Origin of the sequence: Polyangium sp. 15x6 (genome assembly GCF_029960785.1) — a bacterium.
Taxonomy (GTDB): domain Bacteria; phylum Myxococcota_A; class Polyangia; order Polyangiales; family Polyangiaceae; genus Polyangium.
In genome coordinates, this window is record NZ_JASBQE010000017.1 from 11,682 (window position 1) to 32,902 (window position 21,221).

Annotated in this window: 18 protein-coding genes; 9 read left to right on the forward strand and 9 right to left on the reverse strand. The window is 65.8% G+C overall.

Going from position 1 to position 21,221, the window contains the following annotated elements; translation table 11 throughout:
• Window positions 1-73 precede the first annotated feature (73 nt).
• Genes tssI (QHF83_RS14790) through tssI (QHF83_RS14805) form a run of 4 tightly spaced genes read right to left on the reverse strand, consistent with a single transcriptional unit; the run spans window position 74 to window position 5,516 of the window.
• Window positions 74-2,182, reverse strand: coding sequence for a type VI secretion system tip protein TssI/VgrG (tssI, locus tag QHF83_RS14790; RefSeq protein ID WP_282418467.1), 2,109 nt, complete (start codon window positions 2,180-2,182; stop codon window positions 74-76).
• 18 nt (window positions 2,183-2,200) lie between these two features.
• Window positions 2,201-3,058 carry a DUF4123 domain-containing protein gene (locus tag QHF83_RS14795; RefSeq protein WP_282418468.1) on the reverse strand — a complete coding sequence of 286 codons (858 nt, stop codon included), beginning with the start codon at window positions 3,056-3,058 and terminating at the stop codon, window positions 2,201-2,203.
• A complete protein-coding gene (locus QHF83_RS14800) occupies window positions 3,055-3,417 on the reverse strand; it encodes a PAAR domain-containing protein (RefSeq protein WP_282418469.1) in 363 nt (120 codons plus the stop codon). Before QHF83_RS14800 ends, QHF83_RS14795 begins: the two co-directional genes overlap by 4 nt.
• Window positions 3,418-3,431: 14 nt before the next feature.
• Window positions 3,432-5,516, reverse strand: coding sequence for a type VI secretion system tip protein TssI/VgrG (gene tssI, locus QHF83_RS14805; RefSeq protein WP_282418470.1), 2,085 nt, complete (start codon window positions 5,514-5,516; stop codon window positions 3,432-3,434).
• A gap of 98 nt (window positions 5,517-5,614) precedes the next feature.
• Between tssI (QHF83_RS14805) and QHF83_RS14810 the strand changes: the two genes are divergently transcribed.
• Window positions 5,615-6,835, forward strand: coding sequence for a hypothetical protein (locus tag QHF83_RS14810; RefSeq protein ID WP_282418471.1), 1,221 nt, complete (start codon window positions 5,615-5,617; stop codon window positions 6,833-6,835).
• A gap of 7 nt (window positions 6,836-6,842) precedes the next feature.
• Here the strand turns inward: QHF83_RS14810 and QHF83_RS14815 are convergent, their stop codons facing one another.
• On the reverse strand, window positions 6,843-7,040 hold the full coding sequence (locus QHF83_RS14815) for a hypothetical protein (RefSeq protein WP_282418472.1): 198 nt from the start codon (window positions 7,038-7,040) through the stop codon (window positions 6,843-6,845).
• 129 nt (window positions 7,041-7,169) lie between these two features.
• Window positions 7,170-7,673, reverse strand: a complete 504-nt coding sequence (locus QHF83_RS14820; RefSeq protein WP_282418473.1) for a hypothetical protein — start codon at window positions 7,671-7,673, stop codon at window positions 7,170-7,172.
• A 118-nt stretch (window positions 7,674-7,791) separates the two neighbouring features.
• On the opposite strand from QHF83_RS14820, the gene QHF83_RS14825 reads away from it, so the two are divergent.
• From QHF83_RS14825 to QHF83_RS14840, 4 genes are all read left to right on the forward strand, one after another.
• Complete coding sequence (locus QHF83_RS14825) at window positions 7,792-8,133, forward strand: hypothetical protein (RefSeq protein WP_282418474.1); 342 nt, start codon at window positions 7,792-7,794, stop codon at window positions 8,131-8,133.
• A 230-nt stretch (window positions 8,134-8,363) separates the two neighbouring features.
• The gene (locus QHF83_RS14830) at window positions 8,364-8,987 is read left to right on the forward strand and encodes a hypothetical protein (protein ID WP_282418475.1); all 624 of its coding nucleotides are present in this window, start codon (window positions 8,364-8,366) and stop codon (window positions 8,985-8,987) included.
• A 268-nt stretch (window positions 8,988-9,255) separates the two neighbouring features.
• The gene (locus QHF83_RS14835) at window positions 9,256-10,509 is read left to right on the forward strand and encodes a hypothetical protein (RefSeq protein WP_282418476.1); all 1,254 of its coding nucleotides are present in this window, start codon (window positions 9,256-9,258) and stop codon (window positions 10,507-10,509) included.
• 523 nt (window positions 10,510-11,032) lie between these two features.
• A complete protein-coding gene (locus tag QHF83_RS14840) occupies window positions 11,033-11,683 on the forward strand; it encodes a hypothetical protein (RefSeq protein WP_282418477.1) in 651 nt (216 codons plus the stop codon).
• Window positions 11,684-11,696: 13 nt separating this feature from the next.
• On the opposite strand, the gene QHF83_RS14845 is transcribed toward QHF83_RS14840, so the two are convergent.
• Window positions 11,697-12,191, reverse strand: coding sequence for a hypothetical protein (locus QHF83_RS14845; protein ID WP_282418478.1), 495 nt, complete (start codon window positions 12,189-12,191; stop codon window positions 11,697-11,699).
• An 8-nt stretch (window positions 12,192-12,199) separates the two neighbouring features.
• Window positions 12,200-12,604: a hypothetical protein gene (locus QHF83_RS14850; protein WP_282418479.1), complete on the reverse strand. Its 405-nt coding sequence runs from the start codon at window positions 12,602-12,604 to the stop codon at window positions 12,200-12,202.
• 642 nt (window positions 12,605-13,246) lie between these two features.
• Here QHF83_RS14850 and QHF83_RS14855 point away from each other — a divergent pair.
• From QHF83_RS14855 to QHF83_RS14870, 4 genes are all read left to right on the forward strand, one after another.
• Window positions 13,247-13,873, forward strand: coding sequence for a hypothetical protein (locus QHF83_RS14855; protein ID WP_282418480.1), 627 nt, complete (start codon window positions 13,247-13,249; stop codon window positions 13,871-13,873).
• Window positions 13,874-14,027: 154 nt separating this feature from the next.
• Entirely contained in the window at window positions 14,028-17,012 is a 2,985-nt protein-coding gene (locus tag QHF83_RS14860; RefSeq protein WP_282418481.1) for a hypothetical protein, read from the forward strand.
• 95 nt (window positions 17,013-17,107) lie between these two features.
• The gene (locus QHF83_RS14865; RefSeq protein WP_282418482.1) at window positions 17,108-17,611 is read left to right on the forward strand and encodes a hypothetical protein; all 504 of its coding nucleotides are present in this window, start codon (window positions 17,108-17,110) and stop codon (window positions 17,609-17,611) included.
• A gap of 147 nt (window positions 17,612-17,758) precedes the next feature.
• Window positions 17,759-19,030 carry a PAS domain S-box protein gene (locus QHF83_RS14870; RefSeq protein WP_282418483.1) on the forward strand — a complete coding sequence of 424 codons (1,272 nt, stop codon included), beginning with the start codon at window positions 17,759-17,761 and terminating at the stop codon, window positions 19,028-19,030.
• 36 nt (window positions 19,031-19,066) lie between these two features.
• Here QHF83_RS14870 and uvrC read toward each other — a convergent pair whose 3' ends face one another.
• Window positions 19,067-21,211: an excinuclease ABC subunit UvrC gene (uvrC, locus tag QHF83_RS14875; RefSeq protein WP_282418484.1), complete on the reverse strand. Its 2,145-nt coding sequence runs from the start codon at window positions 21,209-21,211 to the stop codon at window positions 19,067-19,069.
• Window positions 21,212-21,221 lie beyond the last annotated feature (10 nt).

Genomic DNA, 21,221 nt, shown 5'->3' on the forward strand with positions numbered 1-21,221 from the left:
GCAGAGGCACCCTAAACCGGCTTCGCGGTCGGGCTCAAGATCAAAATGGGCGCAAAATGCGTTTCGCTCTGCGTCAATGCTGGCAGCTCGCCTCTTCTTCGTCGCCGAGCTGGCCGGACCCTTCGCCGAGGCCCTCATCGAGCTTGGGGCCCGTCTGTTCGCCGAACGCGGGCGCCTCGGCCTTCGCGCCGCGGCCCTTGCCGGGTGATCCGCGCTCGTTGATCCACACCATCGTGCCCGAAATGGTAACGCCGCCGCCATCAATACGGAGGAAGCCGCCGGGCCCCTTCACGGTCGCGTCGCCGCCGCCCTCGCCGACCCAGTTTTCGCCGGCCACGTGGTGCACGTCGCTCCCCGCGCGCAACGCGAGGCTTCCATTGACCTTCTCCTGAAGGTCTTTTTTCACCGTCAGTGAATGCTTGCCCGTGACCTCCTCACGTCGGCTGCCTTTCACCACGGCGTGAGCGTTTTTCTCGATCCACTCGTGCTTGTTCGTTTTCGTGACCGCATCGAGATTCTTACCGACCCAAAGCTTTTGGTTGCCCTCGATACGCTCGTGCTCGTCGTTCTTCACGAGCTTCGTACGGTCGTGAACGATCGTCGCGAACTCGTCATTTTCGACCTTGCGCCGGCGGTCTTTTTGCGCCTGCTGCCAGACGAGCTCCTTCTCGGCGAGGTCCTCGAACATGATCTCGTTGAAGCCGCCGCCGCCGAGCGAGGTGTCGCTCTTCCACGTGCTGCGCGTCTTGTGCTGCGGCAGCTTGTACGGGACCTGCTGGATGGCATTGAAGACGCGGCCCGTCACCTCGGGCTGGTCGGGGTCGCCTTCGAGGAAGACGACGAGCACCTCCTGGCCGATGCGCGGGAGGTTCAGCATTCCATAGCCGAGCCCGCCCCAGCCCTGGTTCACGCGGATCCAGCAGGAGCTGTCGTCGTCGCGCTTGCCCTCGCGATCCCAGGGGAACTGGACGCGGACGCGGCCGTATTCGTCGGTGTGGATCTCCTGGCCCGCGGGGCCGACGACGGTCGCGCTCTGCACGCCGTGGATGAGCGGCTTCGGGGTCTTCTTCGGCGGGCGGTACTTGTAATCCGTGAAGAAGGCGCGCGCGCTCATCTCGAACTCGCCCGTGTCGGAGCCGGAGAGCTTGCTCTCGACGACGAAGAGCGAGCGGCCCTCGGAGAGCTCCGGGTGCGGGTGGCGCGCGATCGAGAAGACGACGCCGGGCGAGAGGTCGAGCGTGTTGCCCTCGACGGTGACGTCGCGGTGATCGGCGCGCGCCGCTTCGAGCGTGCGGCGGGCGAGGTCGTAGCCGTAGCCGTGGTCGTGCCGGGCAAACCCCTTGTCGTCGGCGACGGGCGTGAAGCCGGCCTTGCCCGTCTCGACGAGGAAGGCGCCGGCGTCGTAATGGTACTGCTCGAAGGGTTTCTCCACGCCGGTGTGCGGCGAGGCGTGCGCGTCGAGCCCGAGCTCGGGGTGGCGCGGGTCGTAATCGCGGTAAACGACGGAGCCGGGACGCACGGCGCGGCCGATGCCGACGTTCTTGACGTATTCTTTTTCGGCTGCGGTGCTCGGGTTGTCGACGTACGGAATCGGCGGGCCTTTGCGCTTCGGGCCCGCTTCGAGCGCGTCGCTGAAGACGAGCCGGCCGCCGTCCTCGAAGACGAACGCGATGCCGGCCTCTTCGAGCAGGCGCGAGACGAAGTCGTAATCGGTCTCGGCGTACTGGACCTTGAACTCGAGCTTCGGATACGCGCCGCCGTCGACGCGCCAGTCGCCGCCGATCCCGAATTCGCCGAGGACACGCTTCACGATGTCGGGTATCGAGAGGTGCTGGAAGATGCGATTGCCGCGGCGCTGGGTCAAAAGCCAGAGGTCGGGGACGATGCAGAGGACGTAGGTGGAGAGGCCGTCCTCGGCGCTGACCTCCTGCAAGGCTTCGACCTGCTCCGCGTAGGAGACGATGCCCGCGAGCCCGCGCGTGCCGCCGCCCGCGACGTGCTCGTAGCCGGCCTGCACGCGGAAGGAGGCGGGTTTTCCGACGATGGAGGAGAAGTCGAGGCTATGGTCGCGCGAGCGGACGAGCAGCGTGACCGTGAAGAGCTCCGAGACGCCCTCATCCATGGAGAAATGACGGACGAAGAGCTCGTGTTCTCCGGCGACCTTCAGATCCAGGATGGCCATCGTAAAGCTCCCAGTACGTCAGCGTGGCAGGCGGAGGAGAGAGAGGTCCTTGCCCTCGACGAAGATATCCCCGAGCGTGCCGTGAAGCTCGGTCCGTTGCGCGGCATTACACGTCGGCCAGAAGACCCGCGCGACCCCGGGGTCGTAGAAGCGGAAGTAGACCTGCTCCCCGGTCTCGTCGAGCTCGACCATCAAGAAGCGCCGGAAATGGCGGCGCACCTCGACGAATTTCTCGTCGCTCGTGCAGTAGATGCCCCAGCGCTTGCCGAAGCCCTCGCGCACGAGGCGATCGAGCAGCGCCGAGTCGCGGCGCATCGGGCCCACGAGGTACGGCGCGACGTCCTCGAACGTCTCGCCCTGCGGGCCGTCGTAAAGGGAGCGGTGCGGCTCGACGTGCTCGCGGACAAGGGCGAGGATGCGCCGATCCCGCGCCATGTCGAGGACGGCGTACAGAGGCTTGTCCCCGGCGATCGAGCGCAACGAGAAGAGCGCCTGCTCGGCCGCGAGGACACGCGCCTGTTCCCGCGCGAGCGCGTCGTCTTCGAGGAAGTCCGAAGGCGGATCCGTCTTGCCCTCGACGTAGACCATGAAATCGGTCTCGCCCGCCTGAATCCAGCCGCCGTGCGGGACCTCGCCCAGCGCGACAGCCTGGCCGCCGAGGCGCGTGCCGCTCTGGCTGTGGAGGTCGCGCAAGGCGCAGCGCGCGCCGTCCCATTGCAGCTCGAAGTGCGTGCCCGACATCTGCATGTCGTGCGCGATGACGAGGTCGGCGAGGTCGGTCCGGCCCACGCGCAAGCCGCGGCCGGCCTCGATCACGGTCTTCGTGCCGGCGAGCTTGCCATAACGCACCTCGACGATGAGCCGAGGCTCGGTCACGACCCGTCCCTCCCGGCCTTCTGCCGCGCGGCGCGCTCGGCCGCCTTCCTGGCGCAGTCCTCGCAGAAAGGTTTGTCCGTCTGGAGGACGGCCATCGGATTGGAGCCGATGATGACGGTCGGGCACCCCGACGCGATCGTTCCACCGTGGTTCGTGGGGTCGCCTTTCCGCGCGGCGTCCTTCCCGCCGATGATGACGGTGGGCTCGCCGGCGGAGATGGCGGCGCCGCACGCCTCGGCGTCGCTGACGCGGGCCTGCGGCTGGAAGCCGACGATGACCGTGTCCTCGCCCTCCACGATGACGTTCGGCGGATGAATCCCGCAGACGTGTCGATCCGTGATGCGCGCGGCAGGAGGCATCGCCCGGCTCCTTCCTATTGCCCGATCAGGGTCTTGCTCACGTCGTCCACGACCGCCTCGATCGCCTCGGCCGGCGCGTCGGGCGAGGCGCCGCGGCCTTCGCCGGGCGCGCCGCCGCTGTTGATCCAGACCTTCTTGCCGCGGATCGTGACGCCGGCCGAATCGATGCGGATGAACCCGCCGGGGCCCTTCAGCGTGAGATCGCTGGCCGCCTCGATGACGATCGCCGATCCGGCCGCGACGTGGATGTCCTGCACGACCGCGAGCGCGTGGTTCTTGCCGACGACCTCGTGCCGGTCGCCCTTCACCACGAACGAGCGGTTGCCTTCGATGGCCGTGCTCTGCTTGCCCCAGACGGCCAGGTGATCGTCGCCCTCGACGCGCTCGCGTTTGTCCTGCTTGACGACGATGTCCTGGTCCTTGCCGACGTAGACCTTGAGGTTGCCGAGCGTCTTTTCCTGCTCGTCGTTCTGCACGAGCTTCTGCCGATCGTGGCCGATCGTGATCGTCTCGTCGTTCTTGACGAGCCTGCGCCGGTTCTTCTGCGCGTGCTCCCAGACGAGCTCCTGATCCTTGAGATCCTCGAACATGATCTCGTTGAAGCCGTCGCCGCCCTGCGAGGTGTTCGTCTTCCACGCCGAGCGCGTCTTGTTGTCCGGCAGCTTGTACGGCACGGCCTGCTTCGCGTTGTAGACGCGGCCCACGACGATCGGCTGATCCGGATCACCGTCGAGGAAGCCGACGAGGACCTCCTGCCCGACGCGCGGGATCACGATCATGCCGTACCCCGTGCCCGCCCAGCCCTGGCTCACGCGGATCCAGCACGAGCTGTCGTCGTCGTTCTGGCCGTCGCGATCCCAGGGAAACTGCACGCGCACGCGGCCGAACTCGTCGGTGTGGATCTCCTGCCCCGAAGACCCGACGACGCGCGCGCTCTGCACGCCCTCGACCTTGGGCTTCGGCGTCTTCTGCTGCGGCCTGTAGGGCGCGTCCGTGAACACGGCTTGCCCCGACATGTGCCACTCCTCGCCCGGCGTGCCCTCGACGGAGAAGCGCGTCACGAGCAAGCGCGTCTCGTCGCCGAGCAGCGCGTGCGGGTGCTTGTCGATGCGGAAGACCTGGCCCGGCCAGAGGTCGATCGTGTTCGTCTCGAACGAGGCCGCGCGCCTGTCGCTCCGCGCCCCGCCGAGCATCCGGCCCGCGCGATCCTTGCCGTGCGACTCGACGTACCGCGCCGTGCCCTTGTCGTCCGCGGCGGGCGTGCCGCCGCCCTTGCCGCCTTCGATCAGCGTGGCGCCGGGCTGGTAATGGTACTGCTCGTACTTCGCCTCGTTGCCCTCGGCGTTCTGGGCGTCGCCGAAGAGGGCGTAGCTCGGGTTGCGGAAATCGTAGTCGCGAATCACGTGCGCGCCGGGGCGCACGGCCTGCGAGAGCCGGACCTTGGAGACGTACTCTTTCTCGGACTCGCGGTTCGGGTTGTCGACGTACGGAAGCGCCGGTCCCGGGCGGAGCGGGTTCGCTTCGAGGCTGTCGCCGAGCGTGAGCCTCGAGCCCTTCGCGTCGTCGTCGGGGAACGTGTACGAGATGCCCGCTTCTTCGAGCAGGCGGCTCACGAACGCGAAGTCGCTCTCGCCGTACTGGACCTTGTACTCGAGCTTGGGATAACGGCCGCGATCGACGTTCCAGGTGCGCTCGAGGTTCCACTCGTCGAGGACCCGATCGACGATGTCGGGGATCGAGAGGTGCTGGAAGATCTTGTAGTTGCGGCGCTGGGTGAGCAGCCACAACGTGGGGACGATCGTGAGCGAATAGGTGGAGAGCTCCTTGCCCTGTCCCCCGGGCTGGACGGCGTGCACCTGCTCGATCGCGTTGACGATGCCCGACCAGAGCCGAGCGCCGCCGAGGCGCGCGTAGAGCCAGCCGCTCACGACGCGCAGGCTCGCTGGCTTGCCGATGATCGCCTCGAGGTCGATGCCGGGGCTCTCGGACCGAGCCATCACCGACACGGTGAACAAGCTCGAGACGGCCTCGTGCACCGCGAAGTGGCGCACGGACAAGGACGTCTCTCCACACGCGAACGAAAGTTCGAGAATCGGCATGAAAGCCGCCTCCTGGGGGGCCATGACTCTAAAGCGGCCCTTTCCTGGAAGACAAGCGTAAACTGCGACGCGGCTCGCGGCGGCGTCGCTCGATCTGCGTGGATGTGGTATCCACGAGCGTGCCCTCGTTCCTCGAGCGCTACGTCGATCCGGTGCCCATTCGATCGCGCAGCGCGTACAACGTCGTCGCGGCGAGGCGCGCGGACGACGGCCGGCGCTGCACGCTGGTGCTCCCCGGAGCATCGGCGAATCCGAGGCGCATCGGCGAGGCGCTCGCCGAGGTGGAGCGCGCGCACACGATGCTCGACCACCCGCGGATCCCGAAGGTTGCCTTTCGTGGTGAGGCGCAGGGGACGCCATTCCTCGAGCTCGCCTGCGATGCGGTGGTCGACGGTCAGGACGTGGTGCGGGCGATGGCCGATTCTGCGCAAAAAATCCCCTATGGCGCGGCCGACGGGTTCATCGTGGGGCTACGCACGGCGATGCAGGCCGCGCACGCGCAGCGTGATCCGCGCACGGGCGGGCCGATCTGCCTCGGCCGCATTTCTACAGGCAATGTGCTGTTCAACGCCGAGGGCCGCTTCTTCCTCGTGGGATTCGGCAGGAACTTTCCGGTCGAGAAGGACGACGGGACGAGCGACGGCACCCTCGCGCCGTATCAGGCGCCCGAGCTCGCGATGCAGGGGAGCGCGTCGCCGATGGGCGATTACGTGGCGCTCGTGCTCTTCATGCGCTCGTTGATGCCTTACGTGGACATCTCGGACGCCGTGGGTCGCATCGTGCGGGGCGAGCTCCAGCCGTCGGACGCGGAGCTCGTCGATTGCCTGCGCTGGGTGGAGCAACGCGTGCTCGGCGAGCTGCCGGCGCTCCGGGCGAGCATGGAGGAGGCGATCGAGGTGGCCGACCGCATCCGCGCCTGCGTGGGCGCCGTGCCGGAGCCGGAGGCGTTCGAGGCGCACGTCGCCGCGCTGATCGGGCGGGGCGGGGCGCGGACCGGCGCGGAGCTCATGCTCACGCTCGGAGAGGACGCGGCCTGGGTGGCAGGATCGGATGGAGAGCGGCGGCGGCTCGGCCGGGCGCAGCGGCGCATTTTGCTCGCGCTCGTGGAGAAGCAAAAGGCGGGGTCGGGCGAGCCGCTCACGATGTGGGAGCTACTCGAAGCGGGGTGGCCCGGCGAGCGGCCGAGCTTCGAGGTGGGCGCGAACCGCGTTTATGTAGCGCTCACGCGGCTGCGGCATTTCGGGCTGCGTGAGGTGATCGAGCGATTCGAGGACGGCTATCGGCTGGCGCCGAAGGCGGTGGTGCGCGTCGTCGATTGAGGCGCCGTCAAGGCGTGGGCTCTTTCACCGGCTCGGGTTCGAGCGGATCGACGGGATCGATCGTGCCCGGAGGCGGGTTCGTGGCGGCGGCCGGCGGGCATCTCGGGGGCTGATCGCCGCCGGCGCCGCTCCATCCGCACGATTTGCATCGCACCCAGCCGATCGAGCCGTAAGGTCCCTTGATTGCTTCCACGTCGTGAGCCATGGGGCATTCTCCTTCGAGGTCGGATGAACCTCTCTCGAAAGGATCGATATCACCCGGCGGCGCGATCGTGTCCTTACAGGTCCTTTCAATCGGGGGCGCTGCATCCGTGCGGCGTGCGAGGGGTGCGCTTCAGCGCTGCCCCTCCTTTGCGCCCTCGGCCTCCGCGGCCTTGGCGCTCTTCGATCGCGTCTTGACCCCCTTCATCGCGATCGCCGAGCGATACTTGCGCGTCCTTTCGTATTTCGCGAGCAGGGTCTTGTCGCCCGTCGTCTTGGCGCGGCGCTCGATGGAATCGGCGAACGCGTAGACCAGCCGCTGCCGCTTGTCGTCTTCGAGGGCCCGCGTCTCCTCCATCATCTCGACCAGCTTCTTGATCGCGGGCAAGCGTGCGTCGATCATCGTGACGCGCTGGTTCGATTCGTGAAAGGCCTCGATGTCGGACTTCGTGATGCCGGCCTTGTCGCCGAGGATGGCCTGGTTCGTGAGGATCTCGGAGACGACCTCGGGAAAGCCTTCCTGCTCCGAGCGCATGCCCCGGCGGGCGCCTTCGGACAGGTCGGCGAGGAAGGGCGCGAGCGCGGTGCAATCATGGACGAGGACGTCGAGCGGGACGGGCTCCAAAGAATTCGGCATGGTGGGATCTCCTCCCCGAGACGGGGGGAATGGGTGCATTGCGGCTCCACGCGCAACAGCGCGAGGACGGTGCGGAGGATGCGCATGGTGGATTTGTTTGCAAGAGACGGAATCTTGCTTGCGGGCGAGGTCGTCGAGCACGTGCGCGAAGTGGGGGGATCTCGCGGGCGAGGTCGTCGAGCACGTGCGCGAAGTGGGGCATGTCGCGGGCGAGATCCGGGACCACGCGGGCGAGGTCGTCGAGCACGTGCGCGAGGTGGGGCATGTCGCGGGCGAGATCCGGGACCACGCGGGCGAGGTCGTCGACCACGTGGGCGAGGTCCGGGACCACGCGGGCGGGGTCGTCGATCACGTGGGCGAGGTCGATCCATCACGTGAGCAAGATCCGGGACCACGCGGGCAAGGTCGTCGACCTCGTGCGCGGGTAGTGGTCGCGACCGGCCCACCTGGTGGTTGGTAGTGGTCGCGACCGCCTCGAATCGCGACCACTACCCGTGCGCGAGGTGGGCGCATCTCGCGCACGAGGTCGTCGATCATGTGGGCAAGGTCGTCGACCTCGTGCGCGTCCAGCATCGTGATGCATAGGCAAACGAACTGGCTGCGCGCGACCTACTGCCCAGCCTTTGCGACCGAGTTGGAAGCGCAGCTGAACATGCGGATGACGAGGCTCGGACCTAGAGTAAACGCACAATGAGACACTCGCCGGAGGAGTTGATCGAGCTCGCTCGCCAGTTTTATCCTCCTCTGGGCATCTACCCCTACCAACCGGAGTACAGGGAGACCGCGGAGATCCGACGGTTGACGGAACGCCGCCAGCAAGCCGTTGCCAGCTACCTGTCATGGCGGAGCTTCCTCGACCGACTCGGCCAGCGATTGCCTGAGTGCGGCGTTGCGAACAAGGTCATGTATCTGGCCAAGGTTTCAGAGGGTGCCTGTCACGCGGCCGATATCTGGCTTCCGACGATCGCAAAGGAGGTCGGAGGCCACGCGATGACCTTTCACGTGAGCTTTCTCGCGCCCTACTACGTGCTCCACAGCGGCGGATTCCATTGGCGCGACGAGATCGACTCGTTTGGCTTCCGGCTCTCGACGCCATGGGAGGAGCGCTTCGACCTCACGCCAGAGGAACAACCGTACGCGGAGAGGCTCGTGCAGGAAATCGTAGCCACGTTCCCGGAATACGAGCTCATGCCGCCCGATATCGGGTACCGGATCGTCCCAGACTTGCAGCATGAGAATCGGGTGCCGGGTGCGGCGACGATCTACGATTGCTTGCTCAACGCTCATTGGATTCCGCGCAAACAGCACGGCTGAACCTCACCTAGCACGACTCTGCCACTTCTACCCAAACATTCATATCGGCACGAGCGTCCGCACCGTCGCTCCGCACCGCGCGCATCTCAGGGCGCAGCAAGCCTTTGAATCCGTCGCCGCAGGATCTCCGGTAGCGACGGTTCAGGCGGCGGGCCGCTGCGCCCAGGCGCTTTTACAGACGGTGACGCCAAAAGCCGGGTCGTCAGGTTCGTCCGTACACAACCCCCCCTTGACGAGGGTTCGTCCGAGTATGTAGGATGCTCGTCCCGTGGTTCGTTCTTTCTCACTCGCGACTCTGCTGCTTCTGGTCACGCTTTCGGCGTCCACGATGGCGGCGGAACCCGAGACGTCTTCTGCTCCGCCGAACGAACCCAAACCCTCGCGCGCTAGCCGGCATCGCAAGTTGAGCCCCGAAGCGGAGGAACGATTCAAGTCGCGCGTTGCCGTGGGAGATCGAGCCCTCGAAGCGGGCCGGCTGAACGAGGCTGCCGATGCGTATTCGGAAGCCCTCTCGATGAAGCATGATCCTCGCCTGTCCGGGCGCCTCGGTCTCGTCCTCTCGATGTTCCTGCCGGATCCACGAACCGATCTCGAAATGGCATTTGCACTGCAAGTTGCCGTATCGGAGGCGGCCGGGATCTCGTCCGCCGAACGTAGGCAATTCTTCGAGGCGTACGAACGCGTGCGCCGACGCGTCTGTCGGCTCGACGTCATGGTCAACGATGTTGACGCCATGGTGTCGATCGGAAGCGACAAGCGTGTTCGAAGCGAAGGTGCGTTTTGGACGTTCATTTCGCCTGGTGAGACGAAGATCACTGCGACACTCCCGGGCCGAGAAGACCTGAAGCAGACCGCAGAATGCGTCGGCGGGAAGTCGATGCTCCTACAACTCGAGTTTCCCGAGCCTGCCCAGGCTCAGCCGCAAGTCATCACGATCGAGAAGGAGCCGAAAGAACGACGAGTGGTTGTTCACGAGAACGTGGCCCACGAGAAGGTGGACCCTGCGAGCACACCGAAAGGTCGTGGCCTGTTCAGTGCCGAGGGCGGAGCCACACTGGTTGTGGGGGCTCTACCGTCTCCAGCGATGGGTGCTTCGCTTGCTGGCTGGTATCGTCGAGAAGCCTTCTCCGTGATGGCTGGCGTCCGGGGCGTGTGGTCTGTCGGGCCGGTGGAGGCTCGTCCGATCGACGCATTCCTATTCAGTGGGTTAGGTGGTCCCTGCGTATCGTGGAAGTGGCTGGATACGTGCGTGTTGGTGAGCCTCAACGTGATACAATACGAGATGGCCGACACCTCGCTCTACTTGCCTGACAGGGAAAGTGAGGTGATCCCGGGCGTCGGGATCGGCGTCGGGGCTCGCTACAAGATCGCTGGACCGTTCTCGGTTCGCTTGTTCGGAGACGTTTCCTCCATGCTCAGGCAAACGTCGATCTCGATCCGAACGTCCGACAGCGCCACCCCCGTCTGGAGTGGTGGCAGGTTCATGGCTTCGGCTGGTGTCACTATTGCCATTTCACAGTAGCTCGAAGAGGAAGTTTTGCATGATTTTCGATCGATATCGCGCATCCTGGACGGTCGGCATCGTTGGAGCACTCGCGTTTGGCGCCATCCTGGCCGTTCATGGCTGCACAACCGAACCGTGGGAGCTCGAATTCCGCTGTAAACCGGACGCGAACCCCGATGCCGACATCCACGGGGATTGCTTCCCTCGCGATGGCGGCAATGGGCTCGAACCCCTGTCGTGTGTCACGCGAGGCGGGCAGTGTGTGCCGATGGGAACGTCAGACTTCCGCGAGAAGGCCGTCCTTCTGTGGATGGGGACGGAGGAAGATGCTCCCGACTGTCCCGGACGAGCCGATACCGTGTTCTATACCGGGTTCGCCGATCTGTCGGTGCATGTGCAATGTGCGGCTTGCTCGTGCGGACCCGCGTCTTGCACGCTGCCTAGCTCGATCAACGTCGATTCCGCGAGCTTCTGCCAGGGCGTCAATCCAACGGAGTATTCAGGCCCGGAAGGTTGGGACGGTTCGTGCGTCTCACCCACCGTGCTCCCTTCGGGAAGCTTCTCGTCGATCGAGCTGGCGGCTCCCAGCGTGACGGGATGCGAGCCGATCGGAGACCCTGCCCCCAAGGCCCCGGGCTTCGCTCCTGGCCCGCCTGGTGGGCCTAAATCGTTCGCGAACGGCATCTACTGGGGGAAGTACGCGAAGGCCTGTCATGGCACGGCAGAAGGGCGTTGCGAGTCCACGAGCGAGACGTGCCTGCCGAGCACCGAGCCACCTCCGCCCGAGTTCAGGCAATGTGTGCAATATACGCTGCCGGTCGATGAGGCGAACCTGCCGCAATGTCCCGAGGCGTTCCCCGAGCGGTTCCTGTTCTATCGTGGGACCACCGGGAAGGTCGGTTGCTCTCCCTGCGAATGCGGGGAGCCTTCGGGAGCAAAATGCAGCGCGACCCTGTCGGCGTTCCAGGACTCGACATGCGGCGGTGTGCCGATGTCGCTGTTCGAGAACGTCCCGGCTCTGGACGGGAGTTGCATCAACTTCGGCGCAGCTTCCTTCGCCCTGGGGTCGATGTCGGCGAAGTGGACCGTCAACGAGCCCGGGACGTGCGAACCGAAGGGCGGGGAGCACGTGGGAGAGGTGAAGGGCGTCGATCCGAGGGTCTTCTGCTGTCAGGGGTTACCAGACGAGTGACGGTCTGCGGGGATCATCGTTTGGCGGCAAGGGTTTCGAGTGGCTGCCTGAGCGCGCCATATGCCTCGTCGGGAGAGGTATGGGCGAGAGCTTGGTGGAACCCTCCGTGTGCCAGTCGATTACGCTCGTCACGGATTCGATGGATCTGACCCAACAACGATTCCGAGAAGCTCTGCGGTTCAAGGACGCGATACATCACGAGCCAAGTTGAGATCGCGTCCGGCAGCGTTTCTGCGACTTGCTTATTCGACATCCCGCTGCGCTTGGCAATGTACTCGAAGAAGCCCTCCTTGAAGTCCGCCTCGAACCCTGCAAACAGTCGCATGAGAGCTACTCGATACAGATCCTCGCGCTCCTCCTTGAGCCGTACCTTCCGGTCGCCCTTCTTGAGACGCAACAGGTCGCCAAGTAACGGTCGCAAGGAAGTCTCCTGGTCGTGCTCCTCACTGAGCTCCTGAATGTGTTTCAACCGGGAGAGCTGAGCATCGTACCATTCTTTGGCCTTCACGAGGCGATTCATCGTAGAAGCTCCGCGAGGACTCCGTCGCGGAAGGTTTCCTCGGTCAGAGACGTGAGCGGACCGTGAACCCCCTCCCAAGAATACATCCATCCGGACGCGCCGACATATTCCAAGAGGGCGGCGCGCGCGCCCGAGCTAACCTCGACTTGGGGTCGTCGCCCCGCCAGAAACGACCGCGGCTGCACGGTCACCTGGTCGTCCTCGAAGTGGATTGTTATCGCCGGTAGATTGAGACGTTTGTCGGCATGCTGCACGAGCACGCTCCACTCCATCAGCTCGAACGGCAACCCCTCCACCCACTTACGGATGTCGCGCATCAGCGTTGTCACGACCTTCTCGAATTCCTCGAGGTCGACGGCCTTTTCCTTTCCGCGCTGTTTCAGAACGTCTTTCAGACTCATTCGTGCCCTGTACCATGCTCCGGTCGGCGATGCTAGATCACGCAGCCAGAGCCCGCGCCCGGCCGCACGCCCGTCGGAAGCACGTCAAGGGTCCTCTGCTGCGGCCGGTCTATGGCTTTCTACGCTCCCCAAGGACGTCGGAGGCTACGCGCTCTTGTTTGAACGACGACCCATGGATTCCGCGCAAAAGGACGCCTGAACCGCACGCCGGCCCTTTAAGGCTACACGGCCGTCCGATCCGATCATCTCATCGACGCGACGCCGAGCGAACCCATGTAGCCCTGCGTGCCCGACAGGCTTTGCCGGGGAGGGGGAGACATGGGTCGAGGTGGCAAGCGCTGGTTTGCGTGGATGGTCGCCGCCGTTTGTGCGGCGGTTTCTGTGATTGCGCAGGCGGCACCGGAGGACGTCGAGGGGGCGGCGGAAGAGGTCGCGGAGGCTGGAAGTGCGTTCGTGGGGATTGGTGCATTTCTCACCTGCACTTTTCGCAACAGGCAGCGCTGCTGACCGCTGCAGCCGCGACCAACGCGTCTCGGGTGGTGATGCATAGGCGTCCACAGTGGCTGCGGGCGCTCTTCTGCTCGGAGTTCGCGACCGAAGTTCAGTCGCAGATGATAGGCTCGGCGCTAGAGTACGCGCACAATGAAGCACTCGCCCGCCGAGTTGATCGAACTCGCTCGCCAGTACTATCCAGGAATCGGCATCTCGCCCGTCGAGCGCGAGTACAGTCGGACGGCGGAACATCGACGGCTCGTCGAACGGCGCAGACAGGCCATCACAGGCGCGGAATACGAGGTCTGGCGCGGCCTGCTCCGCCACCTCCGGGACCGGTTCCCGGAATGCGACGTGGAGAACGCGTTCCCGCATTTTTGGGGGGCAGGACCCAGCGGGGCTCACGTGTGGGGCATCCGTCTCCCCACGCTCGCCCGGGACGTTGGTGTTCACTCGCTCGCCTTCGGGGTGAGCTTTCTCGTACCCTACTACGTCCTCCATAGCTACCGCTATCTCTGGCTCGACGAGCCGGACGGTCACGGCAATCTCTTCCCACCGGCGGAGCGGCGCATCGAGCTCACACCCGAGGAGCAACCCTATGCGGATGGGATCGCACAGGAGATCGCAGTCGCGTATCCCGGGTATGAGCTCATGCCGCCCGAAATCGGTCATGTCGTGGTGCCGGACGTTCAACACCCGTCGAAATGGGCAGGTGAGGCCACGATCTACGATTGCCTGATCGACGAGCAGACGCTCCCGCGCAAAAAGGACGCCTGAACCTCACCCCGGAGCCCAAGCCTTTCAGCCCGGCTGCAGCCTTTGCGCAAGGCTGTTCTTGACGTTCGGGAGCAGTTTGTCTTACCTACGCCACGCGTCGTCATAACCCGCGGACCGACCCCGGCCCCTTCGCTCCACCTCCCACCCGAAGACCATGCTCACTGCCCACCAGATCGAAGAGATTGCCTTGCGGTTCTTCCCGTTCGAGCACGACGGGGTCACCTTCGGGCTGAGGAGCCTTTTTTATCAAGACAAGTCGCCATCCGACGACATCGAGATCGAAGGCGATACCCTCACCCTGACCTACATGCTCGTGATAAGAATGCCCGATGGCAGCATCTCCGACGTCATGGAGTTTGCGAGGACGTACGACCTGACGAAGCTCACCGAGGAGCGCTGGGTGGCCTATCTGGAGGGCTTCCAGCGGGCGTTCCCCTCCCTCGAGCACGACCCCGGCGTGGCGCGTGAGGAGGCGTTCGACGATCCGGCGAACGTGACGGCGGACGATTTCGAGCGGGCGTTCCTGACGCCTCGTCCCGAGGACGAGGACGACCGGACGTTCCTCGAGAAGACCGAGGAGGGCTACCAGGCCTACCTGCAGAAGGCGCGGCCCAAGGGCAAAGAAGACGCCCAGCGCCGGCGCGCCGAAGCCGTCGACCAATGCATGGCTCGCCACGCGGAGGTGGCGGCCCGGGTCGAGCAGACCTACGGACTTCTCCTGCCCAAGCATGCGGCGCTGACCTGGGCTTTTTTCTCGAGCCTCTCTCCGTATGAGTGGCGGGCACCAGCCCAGCGCCTCGGCATCGGCCCTTCTACGGTGTCCTCGGGGGTGCTCAGCCTTTATTCGGAGCGCGCTTTCCAGCGGCCGCTCAAGGAGGGATTCGATCCGCGGATGCACTTCGTCGCTCCGGCCTTCCCGCCGGAGGCCCTGATCATGTTCCTCGGGGACTTCCACGCGTTCGCGCTCTTCTATGACGATCCGGCCTACCTTCCCAGCGGCGCGGTCGTTTACGACATGGAAGACAAGTCCCGTTGGATGGGAGAGACCTTCCTCGACTTCTTCCGGGACTGGGCCCGTGAGCTCGTCAAGTACCCCGGGCTTCTGAGCGACGGCGGGAAGATCGACGAAACCGCGTTCTTCAACGTCCGCTTGTTCCTGGAGGCGCTCGAGGAGTTCGAGGCGTATACCGAGCAGGTCCGCGAGGAAGATCGCGCCCGGATGCGCTGGCCTTACAGCGAGCGCGCGCAGATGGCGGAGCTTCGCTCGGGGGTCGGCATTTGCACCGACCTGGGGGATGGCGCGGGCTTCGAGATTCCGTCGGACATCCATGCCGCCGAATCCCAGGAGGCCGTCACGCAGGCGGTCGCGCGCGCCAGGCAGCTCCTCGCGGAAGGAGATCCGCGATATGCATTGGCGCTCGGCCGGGAGCTCCATTGCGCCTGCGGCGTCCCGGATCGGCAGAACTTCTCCACCCTCTGGCAGGCAGAGGCGCTTTCGTTGATGGTGGCCGCGTACGAGGCGCTCGGGCGAGGCGCGCTCGCGCGCAAAGCGGAGGTTCACCACGCGAATCGTGGGATCTTCATGAAGGACGCCTACAAGGACGCAGATCCCGCCACCGAACCGCTGGGGTTCGAGTTTGCCGTGTCGCTTGCGGGAGACTATTTTCCCTTCCTGATCCAGCGCGGCGAATACAAGCTGGGATTCGAGACCGCGGACGGACAGGCCGCGGATCCGAGCGACTGTATCCAGCTCCAGGATGGAATCCTCACATTGACCCTGGCCTTCACCCACACGGATCCCGAGGACGATTCGGCCGTGGGGTTCTTCGTTACCGCGCAGTACGACGTGAAGAACGTCTCCGTGCAGCGCTTTCGCGCGTTCCTCGCCGGGTGGCAGAAGGGGTTCCCGGACATCGCGAGGCGCTGGAAGCCGTGCATCGAGCGCCTTCGAGCGGATGACAACGCGGGCCAGGAGGTCATCGACGCGATGGGCATCCGTGACATGTGGAGCGACTACGCGCTGGCCGATGAAGCGAATACCACCGAGGAGGACTTCGCGTGGGCCATCCGGGACGGTCTCCAGAACGGCGGCAGAAACAAGGAGCAGCAATACAGGGCCTATCTGGAGGCCGAGCACCCTTCGGACGCGGAGCAGGACGAGCGTCGCTGGGCCGCCGCGCTGGAGACCGCCCTTTTGCGCTTCCCGGCGGTCGCGGCGCGGGTGGAGAAGACGTACGGGTTCCGCTTGCCCAAACATGTCGCGCTCGCGTGGGCCTATTTCTCGAGCCTCACGGAATCCGAGGCGCGTGGTTTCCGGGAGCTGTTCAGCATCGACCCCGCGGGCGTGATGGAGCTATTCGAAGACGGCGGGCTCGATCGAAAGGTCAAGGAGGGCTTCGACGAGCGATTGCACCAGGTCCAGCCGTGCGATGCCCCCGAGTACCTGCTCGTCGCGGCGGCCGGCCCCGACCATCGGCTCGCCCTGGTCTACGACGATCCGTCCTGTACGCCGAGCGGCGTGATGCTCGTCGATAATAGCCTCCACTTCCAGGTTTGGCGCGGGGAGACGCTGCTGGATCAGATTCGCGCGTGGGTGAACGGCGTCCTCGAAGACGAGGTGGGCGCATTCCACTGCCGAAAGGACGAGATGCTCCTGGCGCGGCGGCTGCTCGAGGTGCTGGATGGGTTCGCGGAGCACGAAGCGCGAATTCGACGGGAGGACCGCGCCGCCATGCGCTGGTCCTACGCGGAGCGGAGCGCGGTGGACCCCAAGATGGGTATCTTTGGCATCTGGACCGAGCAGGGAGATTCCCAAGGAATCGAGCTCGCCGACGCGCTGGCGAAGTACCAGGATGCGGCGGACGAGGTCCAGGCAAAGCTGCCGGGCTGGATTGCGCGCGCCAAGCGAGAACTCGCGGAGGGAGATCCTCGTTATGCGCTGGCCCTCGGGCGGGAATTGCACGCTTCCTATCCATGGCCGCCCCAGGACGAGCGGCCCCCGCTTTGGCAGGCCGAGGCCCTGGAGCTGATGGTCGCAGGGTATGAGGCCCTCGGGCGGCACGCCCTGGCGCGTCGGGTGGAGGCCCACCACGCCCATCGGTCCCTGTTCGACGAGAGCGCGTTCGAGGCGGACGGCTGAACCTCACCACGGAGCGCGATCCGAGCATCGACGCGACGCCGAGCGGACCCATGTAGCCCTGCGTGCCCGGCGGACCCTGCCGGGGAGGAGGAGACATGGTTCGAGCTGGCAAGCCCTGGTTTGCGTGGATGATCGCCGCCCTTTGTGCGGCGATTCCTGCGATTGCGCAGGCGGCTCCGGAGGACGTCGAGGAGGACACGGAAGAAGCCGAAAATCCGATCGTATGGATCGGCGGCGTCTCGCAAGCAGAGTTCCCCTTCATCACGGTCGTGGCCGACGGCGGGACGGACCAAGCCGGCGGATGGCAAGCCGCCGGCGCCACGCTGCGCTTCGTGGATGGCCGGAGCTTCTTCTTCTCGAATGCCTGGTCTTGCCAGGTCTTCGTCTGGATGCCGATCCGGCACGCGGTTCACGGGGTGATCACGCAGCAGAAGGCCGCGCAGGTGAGCGCCGCAGCCGCGACCACCGCGTCCACGCTCGTGATGCAGCGAAGGACGGACTGGATCCGGGCGTCCTTCTGTTCGGACTTTGCGACCGAGCTGGAAACGCAGCTGAACACGCAGATGACGGGGCTCGGCGCCAAAGTATCGGCGCGTTGATGGCTGTGGTTCGTCAATCCGTTGACGATTTACGCCGCGGCGAGGTCCGCGCGAGGGCGTGATCCCTGTTGCAACTTTTCACGCCGCTCGGATACGTTCGTCTTCATGAATGGCTGTTCCGAGGGGAGGTCCGAGGATCGAGGATCCTTGGAGGCATTGTCTCGGCGCATCGCCGCGCTGGAGGAGCAGGTCGCTCTGCAAGAGCGAACCATCGAGGCCCTGCGCGCCAAGGAGACTCTCCTCGAACGCATGGAGGAGGAGCGCATCCTCATGACAGCCGCCCTCGAGTGCTGCACGGATTTCGTGGGGATCGCCTCGCTCGAGGGGGAGGCCATTTTCGTCAATACGGCCGGCCGCAAACTCGTGGGGCTCGAGCGCGCGGAGCAGGTGCAGGGCACCGTGATGTCCGATTACGTGATGCCGGAGGACATTCCCAGGCTTTTGGAGGAGATCGTCCCCATTCTCATGACCGAGGGCCACTGGGAGGGAGAGTTCCGGTTCCGGCACATGCCCACGGGCGAGCCCATCGCCGTCTATTACAGCATCTATGTCGTCCGGCACCCCGAGACGGGGGCGCCGCTCGCCCTGGCCACGGTCACGCGCGACCTGCGGGCGGCGAAGCGGGAGGCCGAGGAGCGGCAGCAGATGATCGCCGCCGTGGAAGCGTGCGCCGATTTCATCGGCATCTGCACGCTGGACGGCCGCACGATCTACTGCAACGCGGCCGGCCGGAGGCTGATCGGATACGACGTCGACGCGGACATGCGAGGCTTCGACGTCACGAAGGTGCTCACGCCGGAGGCCACCCGCTTTTTCGTGCAGGACATCATACCGGTGATCCTGGAGACGGGGTGCTGGAAGGGGGAGCTCGAGTTCAGGCACCTCGAGACGGGCGAGGCGTTCCCCACGCAATACAACGCGTTCCTCATCAAGGACCAGGAGACGGGACAGCCGATCGGCATCGGGGCTGTCACGCGTGATCTACGGGCGGCGAAGCAGGTGGAGGAGGAGCGGCGGCAGTACGCGGACGAGATCATCCGGGCGCAGGCGGCCATGCTGGCGGAGCTCTCGACGCCCCTCATTCCCATCAGCGATCACGCGGTCGTGATGCCGCTCATCGGCATGGTGGACGAGGCGCGCGCCGAGCGCGTGCTCGATAGCTTGCTTTCAGGCGTGGCGGCGCGGAGCGCGAAGGTGGCCATTCTCGATATCACGGGCGTGGCGACCGTCGACGCTGCGGCGGCCGATGCGCTGCTGCGCGCCGCCAGGGCGGTGCGGCTGCTCGGCGCAGAGGTGGTGCTCACGGGGATTCGCGCCGAGGTGGCCCAGGCGCTCATCGGTCTCGGCGTGGATCTCGGCAACATCGTCACGCGCAGCACGCTCCAGAGTGGGATTGCCTTCGCCATGCGGCGCGTGTAGGGCGCGAACGTCACCCCGGCGGTGCGCCTCGGCCCGCTATGCTTCGTCCTTGCGGTCTTCTGCGGGCATAGCCTCTGCGGCAGTCGGCCCTGGCGCAGGCTCCGCCACCACCCCCGGCGCCGCAATCACCTTCCGGATCGCCGTCAAATGGCGCTTCGTCACGCCCGTCACGGCGAGGATCTGCGCGTCCGTCGCCGTGCGCAGCGCCGCCATCGAGCCGAGCTCGCGCAGGAGGGCCTTGCGGACGGCGTCGCCGAGGCCGGGGATGTCCTCGATTTCGGAGCGGAGTCGCCGCGCTTTGCCGAGCTTTTCGCGAATATGGTTCGCGAACCGGTGCGCCTCGTCGCGCGTCCTCGCCAGGAAGAACAGCGACGAGCTGCCAGGCCGGAGCAAGATGCCGTTCTTCTGGCCAGGCAAATACACGCGGTCGACCATCTTCTCGCCGATCACGCTCTCCCGCTCCTTCGCGAGGCCCACGATGGGCAAGTCGTGCAGGCCCAGATCGCGCGCCGCCGAGAGCGCGACATTGAGCTGGCCCCGGCCGCCGTCGACCACGAAGAGGTCCGGCAAATCCCAGTCGGTCTCGGCCTTCTTCCCCGAGGACGGCGGCGGCGGCTCCGAGGGCGTCTCCGTGCGGGCCTCGTCGATCGCCTCCGCGGCCTCATCGAGCTCCATGCCCGGCTCCGCAATCGCCGAAGCGTCCGCCGCGAGATCCGCTTCCGCCGCCGCCTCCGCGGCCAGTTCCGCGGCGACCTCCGCCTCCTTGACCTCCTTCGCCGTGCGGCCGCGCCGGAAGCGGCGGGCGAGGACCTCGTACATCGCCGCGTAATCGTCGCCCTCGGTCTTCGTGCGGACCCGGAAGCTTCTGTAATGCTTGCGGTCGGGCTGGCCGTCCTTGAGCGAGACGATCGAGCCGACGGTATCGCCGCCGCCGAGATGCGAGATGTCGCAACACTCGATGCGCCGCGGGAGCGCGGGCAAACGCAGGCGCTCGCGCAGGTCGTCGAGCCGCGCCTCGATGTCGTCCGAGGCGCGCTGCTTTTCCTTGAATGCGTGCTCGGCATTCTCGCGCGCCATAGCGAGGAGCTCGACGCGCGGTCCGCGCTGCGGCACGACGAGCGCGACCTTGCGGCCTCGGCGATCGCCGAGCCATTCCGAGACACCCTCGGCGCCGTCCGGCAAGACGGGCAGGAGGATCTCGTCCGGGATGACGTCGACCGGAACCTCGGCCTCGTCGCCGTAGTATTGCGTGAGGAAATTGCCGAGGATTTCTTCGTCGGGCAGCTCGACGCCGCGCAGGGAGAACGAGACGGTGTCCGCGACGCGGCCGCTCCGGACCTTGATGAGCTCGACCTCGGCGATCGAGCCCTCGCGGTAGAGGCCGACGACGTCCTGGTCGACGTCCTTCACGGAGACGACGCGCTGCGATTCACGCGCGCTCTCGACGGCCTTGAGCTGGTCGCGGTAGATCGCCGCGCGCTCGAACTCCATGGCGCGCGCCGCTTCCTTCATGCGTTTTTCGAGCTCGCCCGTGAGCTCGTCGTGGCGGCCTTCGAGGAAGAGCGAGACGGAGCGGACCTGCTCGGCGTATTCGTCGCGATCGACCTCGTAGACGCACGGCGCGGGGCAGCGCTTGATCTGGTATTGCAAGCAGGGCCTGCGCCGCGAGGCCATGTCGAGGTCGGTGCAGGTGCGGAGCTTCCAGTGCTTGTTGACGAGGTGGAGCGTGCGGCGCGCGCTCGTCGCCGAGTGGAAGGGGCCGAAGTAGCGGGCGCCGTCGGGCGAGGGGCGGCGCACGGTCTCGAGGCGCGGCCAGGCGTTTTTCGTGTCGATGCGCAGGCAGAGGAAGTCCTTGTCGTCCCGGAGCTTCACGTTGAAGCGCGGCTTGTGCTTCTTGATGAGCTCGTTCTCGAGGACGGCCGCTTCCTTCTCCGTGGCGGTGACGACGGTCTCCAGGTCCCGCACGATCTTGCGCAGGATCGGGATGAAGTAACGCGAGTCGCTGCCACCCTCCTGGAAGTAGCTGCGGACGCGCGAGCGCAGGCTCTTCGCCTTGCCCACGTAGATCGCGGCGCCGGTCTTGTCGTAGAAGAGGTAACAGCCGGGCTTTACGGGGAGCGTGTCGAGCTTCGCGAGGACGGGATCGGTCTCGGGCTCCGGAGCACGTGCGTCGTCGGACACGTCCTTCGTC

What these genes read in the sequence shown, in the direction of transcription:
- tssI (WP_282418467.1), bottom strand. Translation starts at nt 2,182, where the DNA reads ATGGCCATCCTGGATCTGAAGGTCGCCGGAGAACACGAGCTCTTCGTC.
- QHF83_RS14800 (WP_282418469.1), bottom strand. Translation starts at nt 3,417, where the DNA reads ATGCCTCCTGCCGCGCGCATCACGGATCGACACGTCTGCGGGATTCAT.
- tssI (WP_282418470.1), bottom strand. Translation starts at nt 5,516, where the DNA reads ATGCCGATTCTCGAACTTTCGTTCGCGTGTGGAGAGACGTCCTTGTCC.
- QHF83_RS14815 (WP_282418472.1), bottom strand. Translation starts at nt 7,040, where the DNA reads ATGGCTCACGACGTGGAAGCAATCAAGGGACCTTACGGCTCGATCGGC.
- QHF83_RS14820 (WP_282418473.1), bottom strand. Translation starts at nt 7,673, where the DNA reads ATGCCGAATTCTTTGGAGCCCGTCCCGCTCGACGTCCTCGTCCATGAT.
- QHF83_RS14830 (WP_282418475.1), top strand. Translation starts at nt 8,364, where the DNA reads ATGAGACACTCGCCGGAGGAGTTGATCGAGCTCGCTCGCCAGTTTTAT.
- QHF83_RS14850 (WP_282418479.1), bottom strand. Translation starts at nt 12,604, where the DNA reads ATGAGTCTGAAAGACGTTCTGAAACAGCGCGGAAAGGAAAAGGCCGTC.
- QHF83_RS14855 (WP_282418480.1), top strand. Translation starts at nt 13,247, where the DNA reads ATGAAGCACTCGCCCGCCGAGTTGATCGAACTCGCTCGCCAGTACTAT.
- QHF83_RS14860 (WP_282418481.1), top strand. Translation starts at nt 14,028, where the DNA reads ATGCTCACTGCCCACCAGATCGAAGAGATTGCCTTGCGGTTCTTCCCG.
- QHF83_RS14865 (WP_282418482.1), top strand. Translation starts at nt 17,108, where the DNA reads ATGGTTCGAGCTGGCAAGCCCTGGTTTGCGTGGATGATCGCCGCCCTT.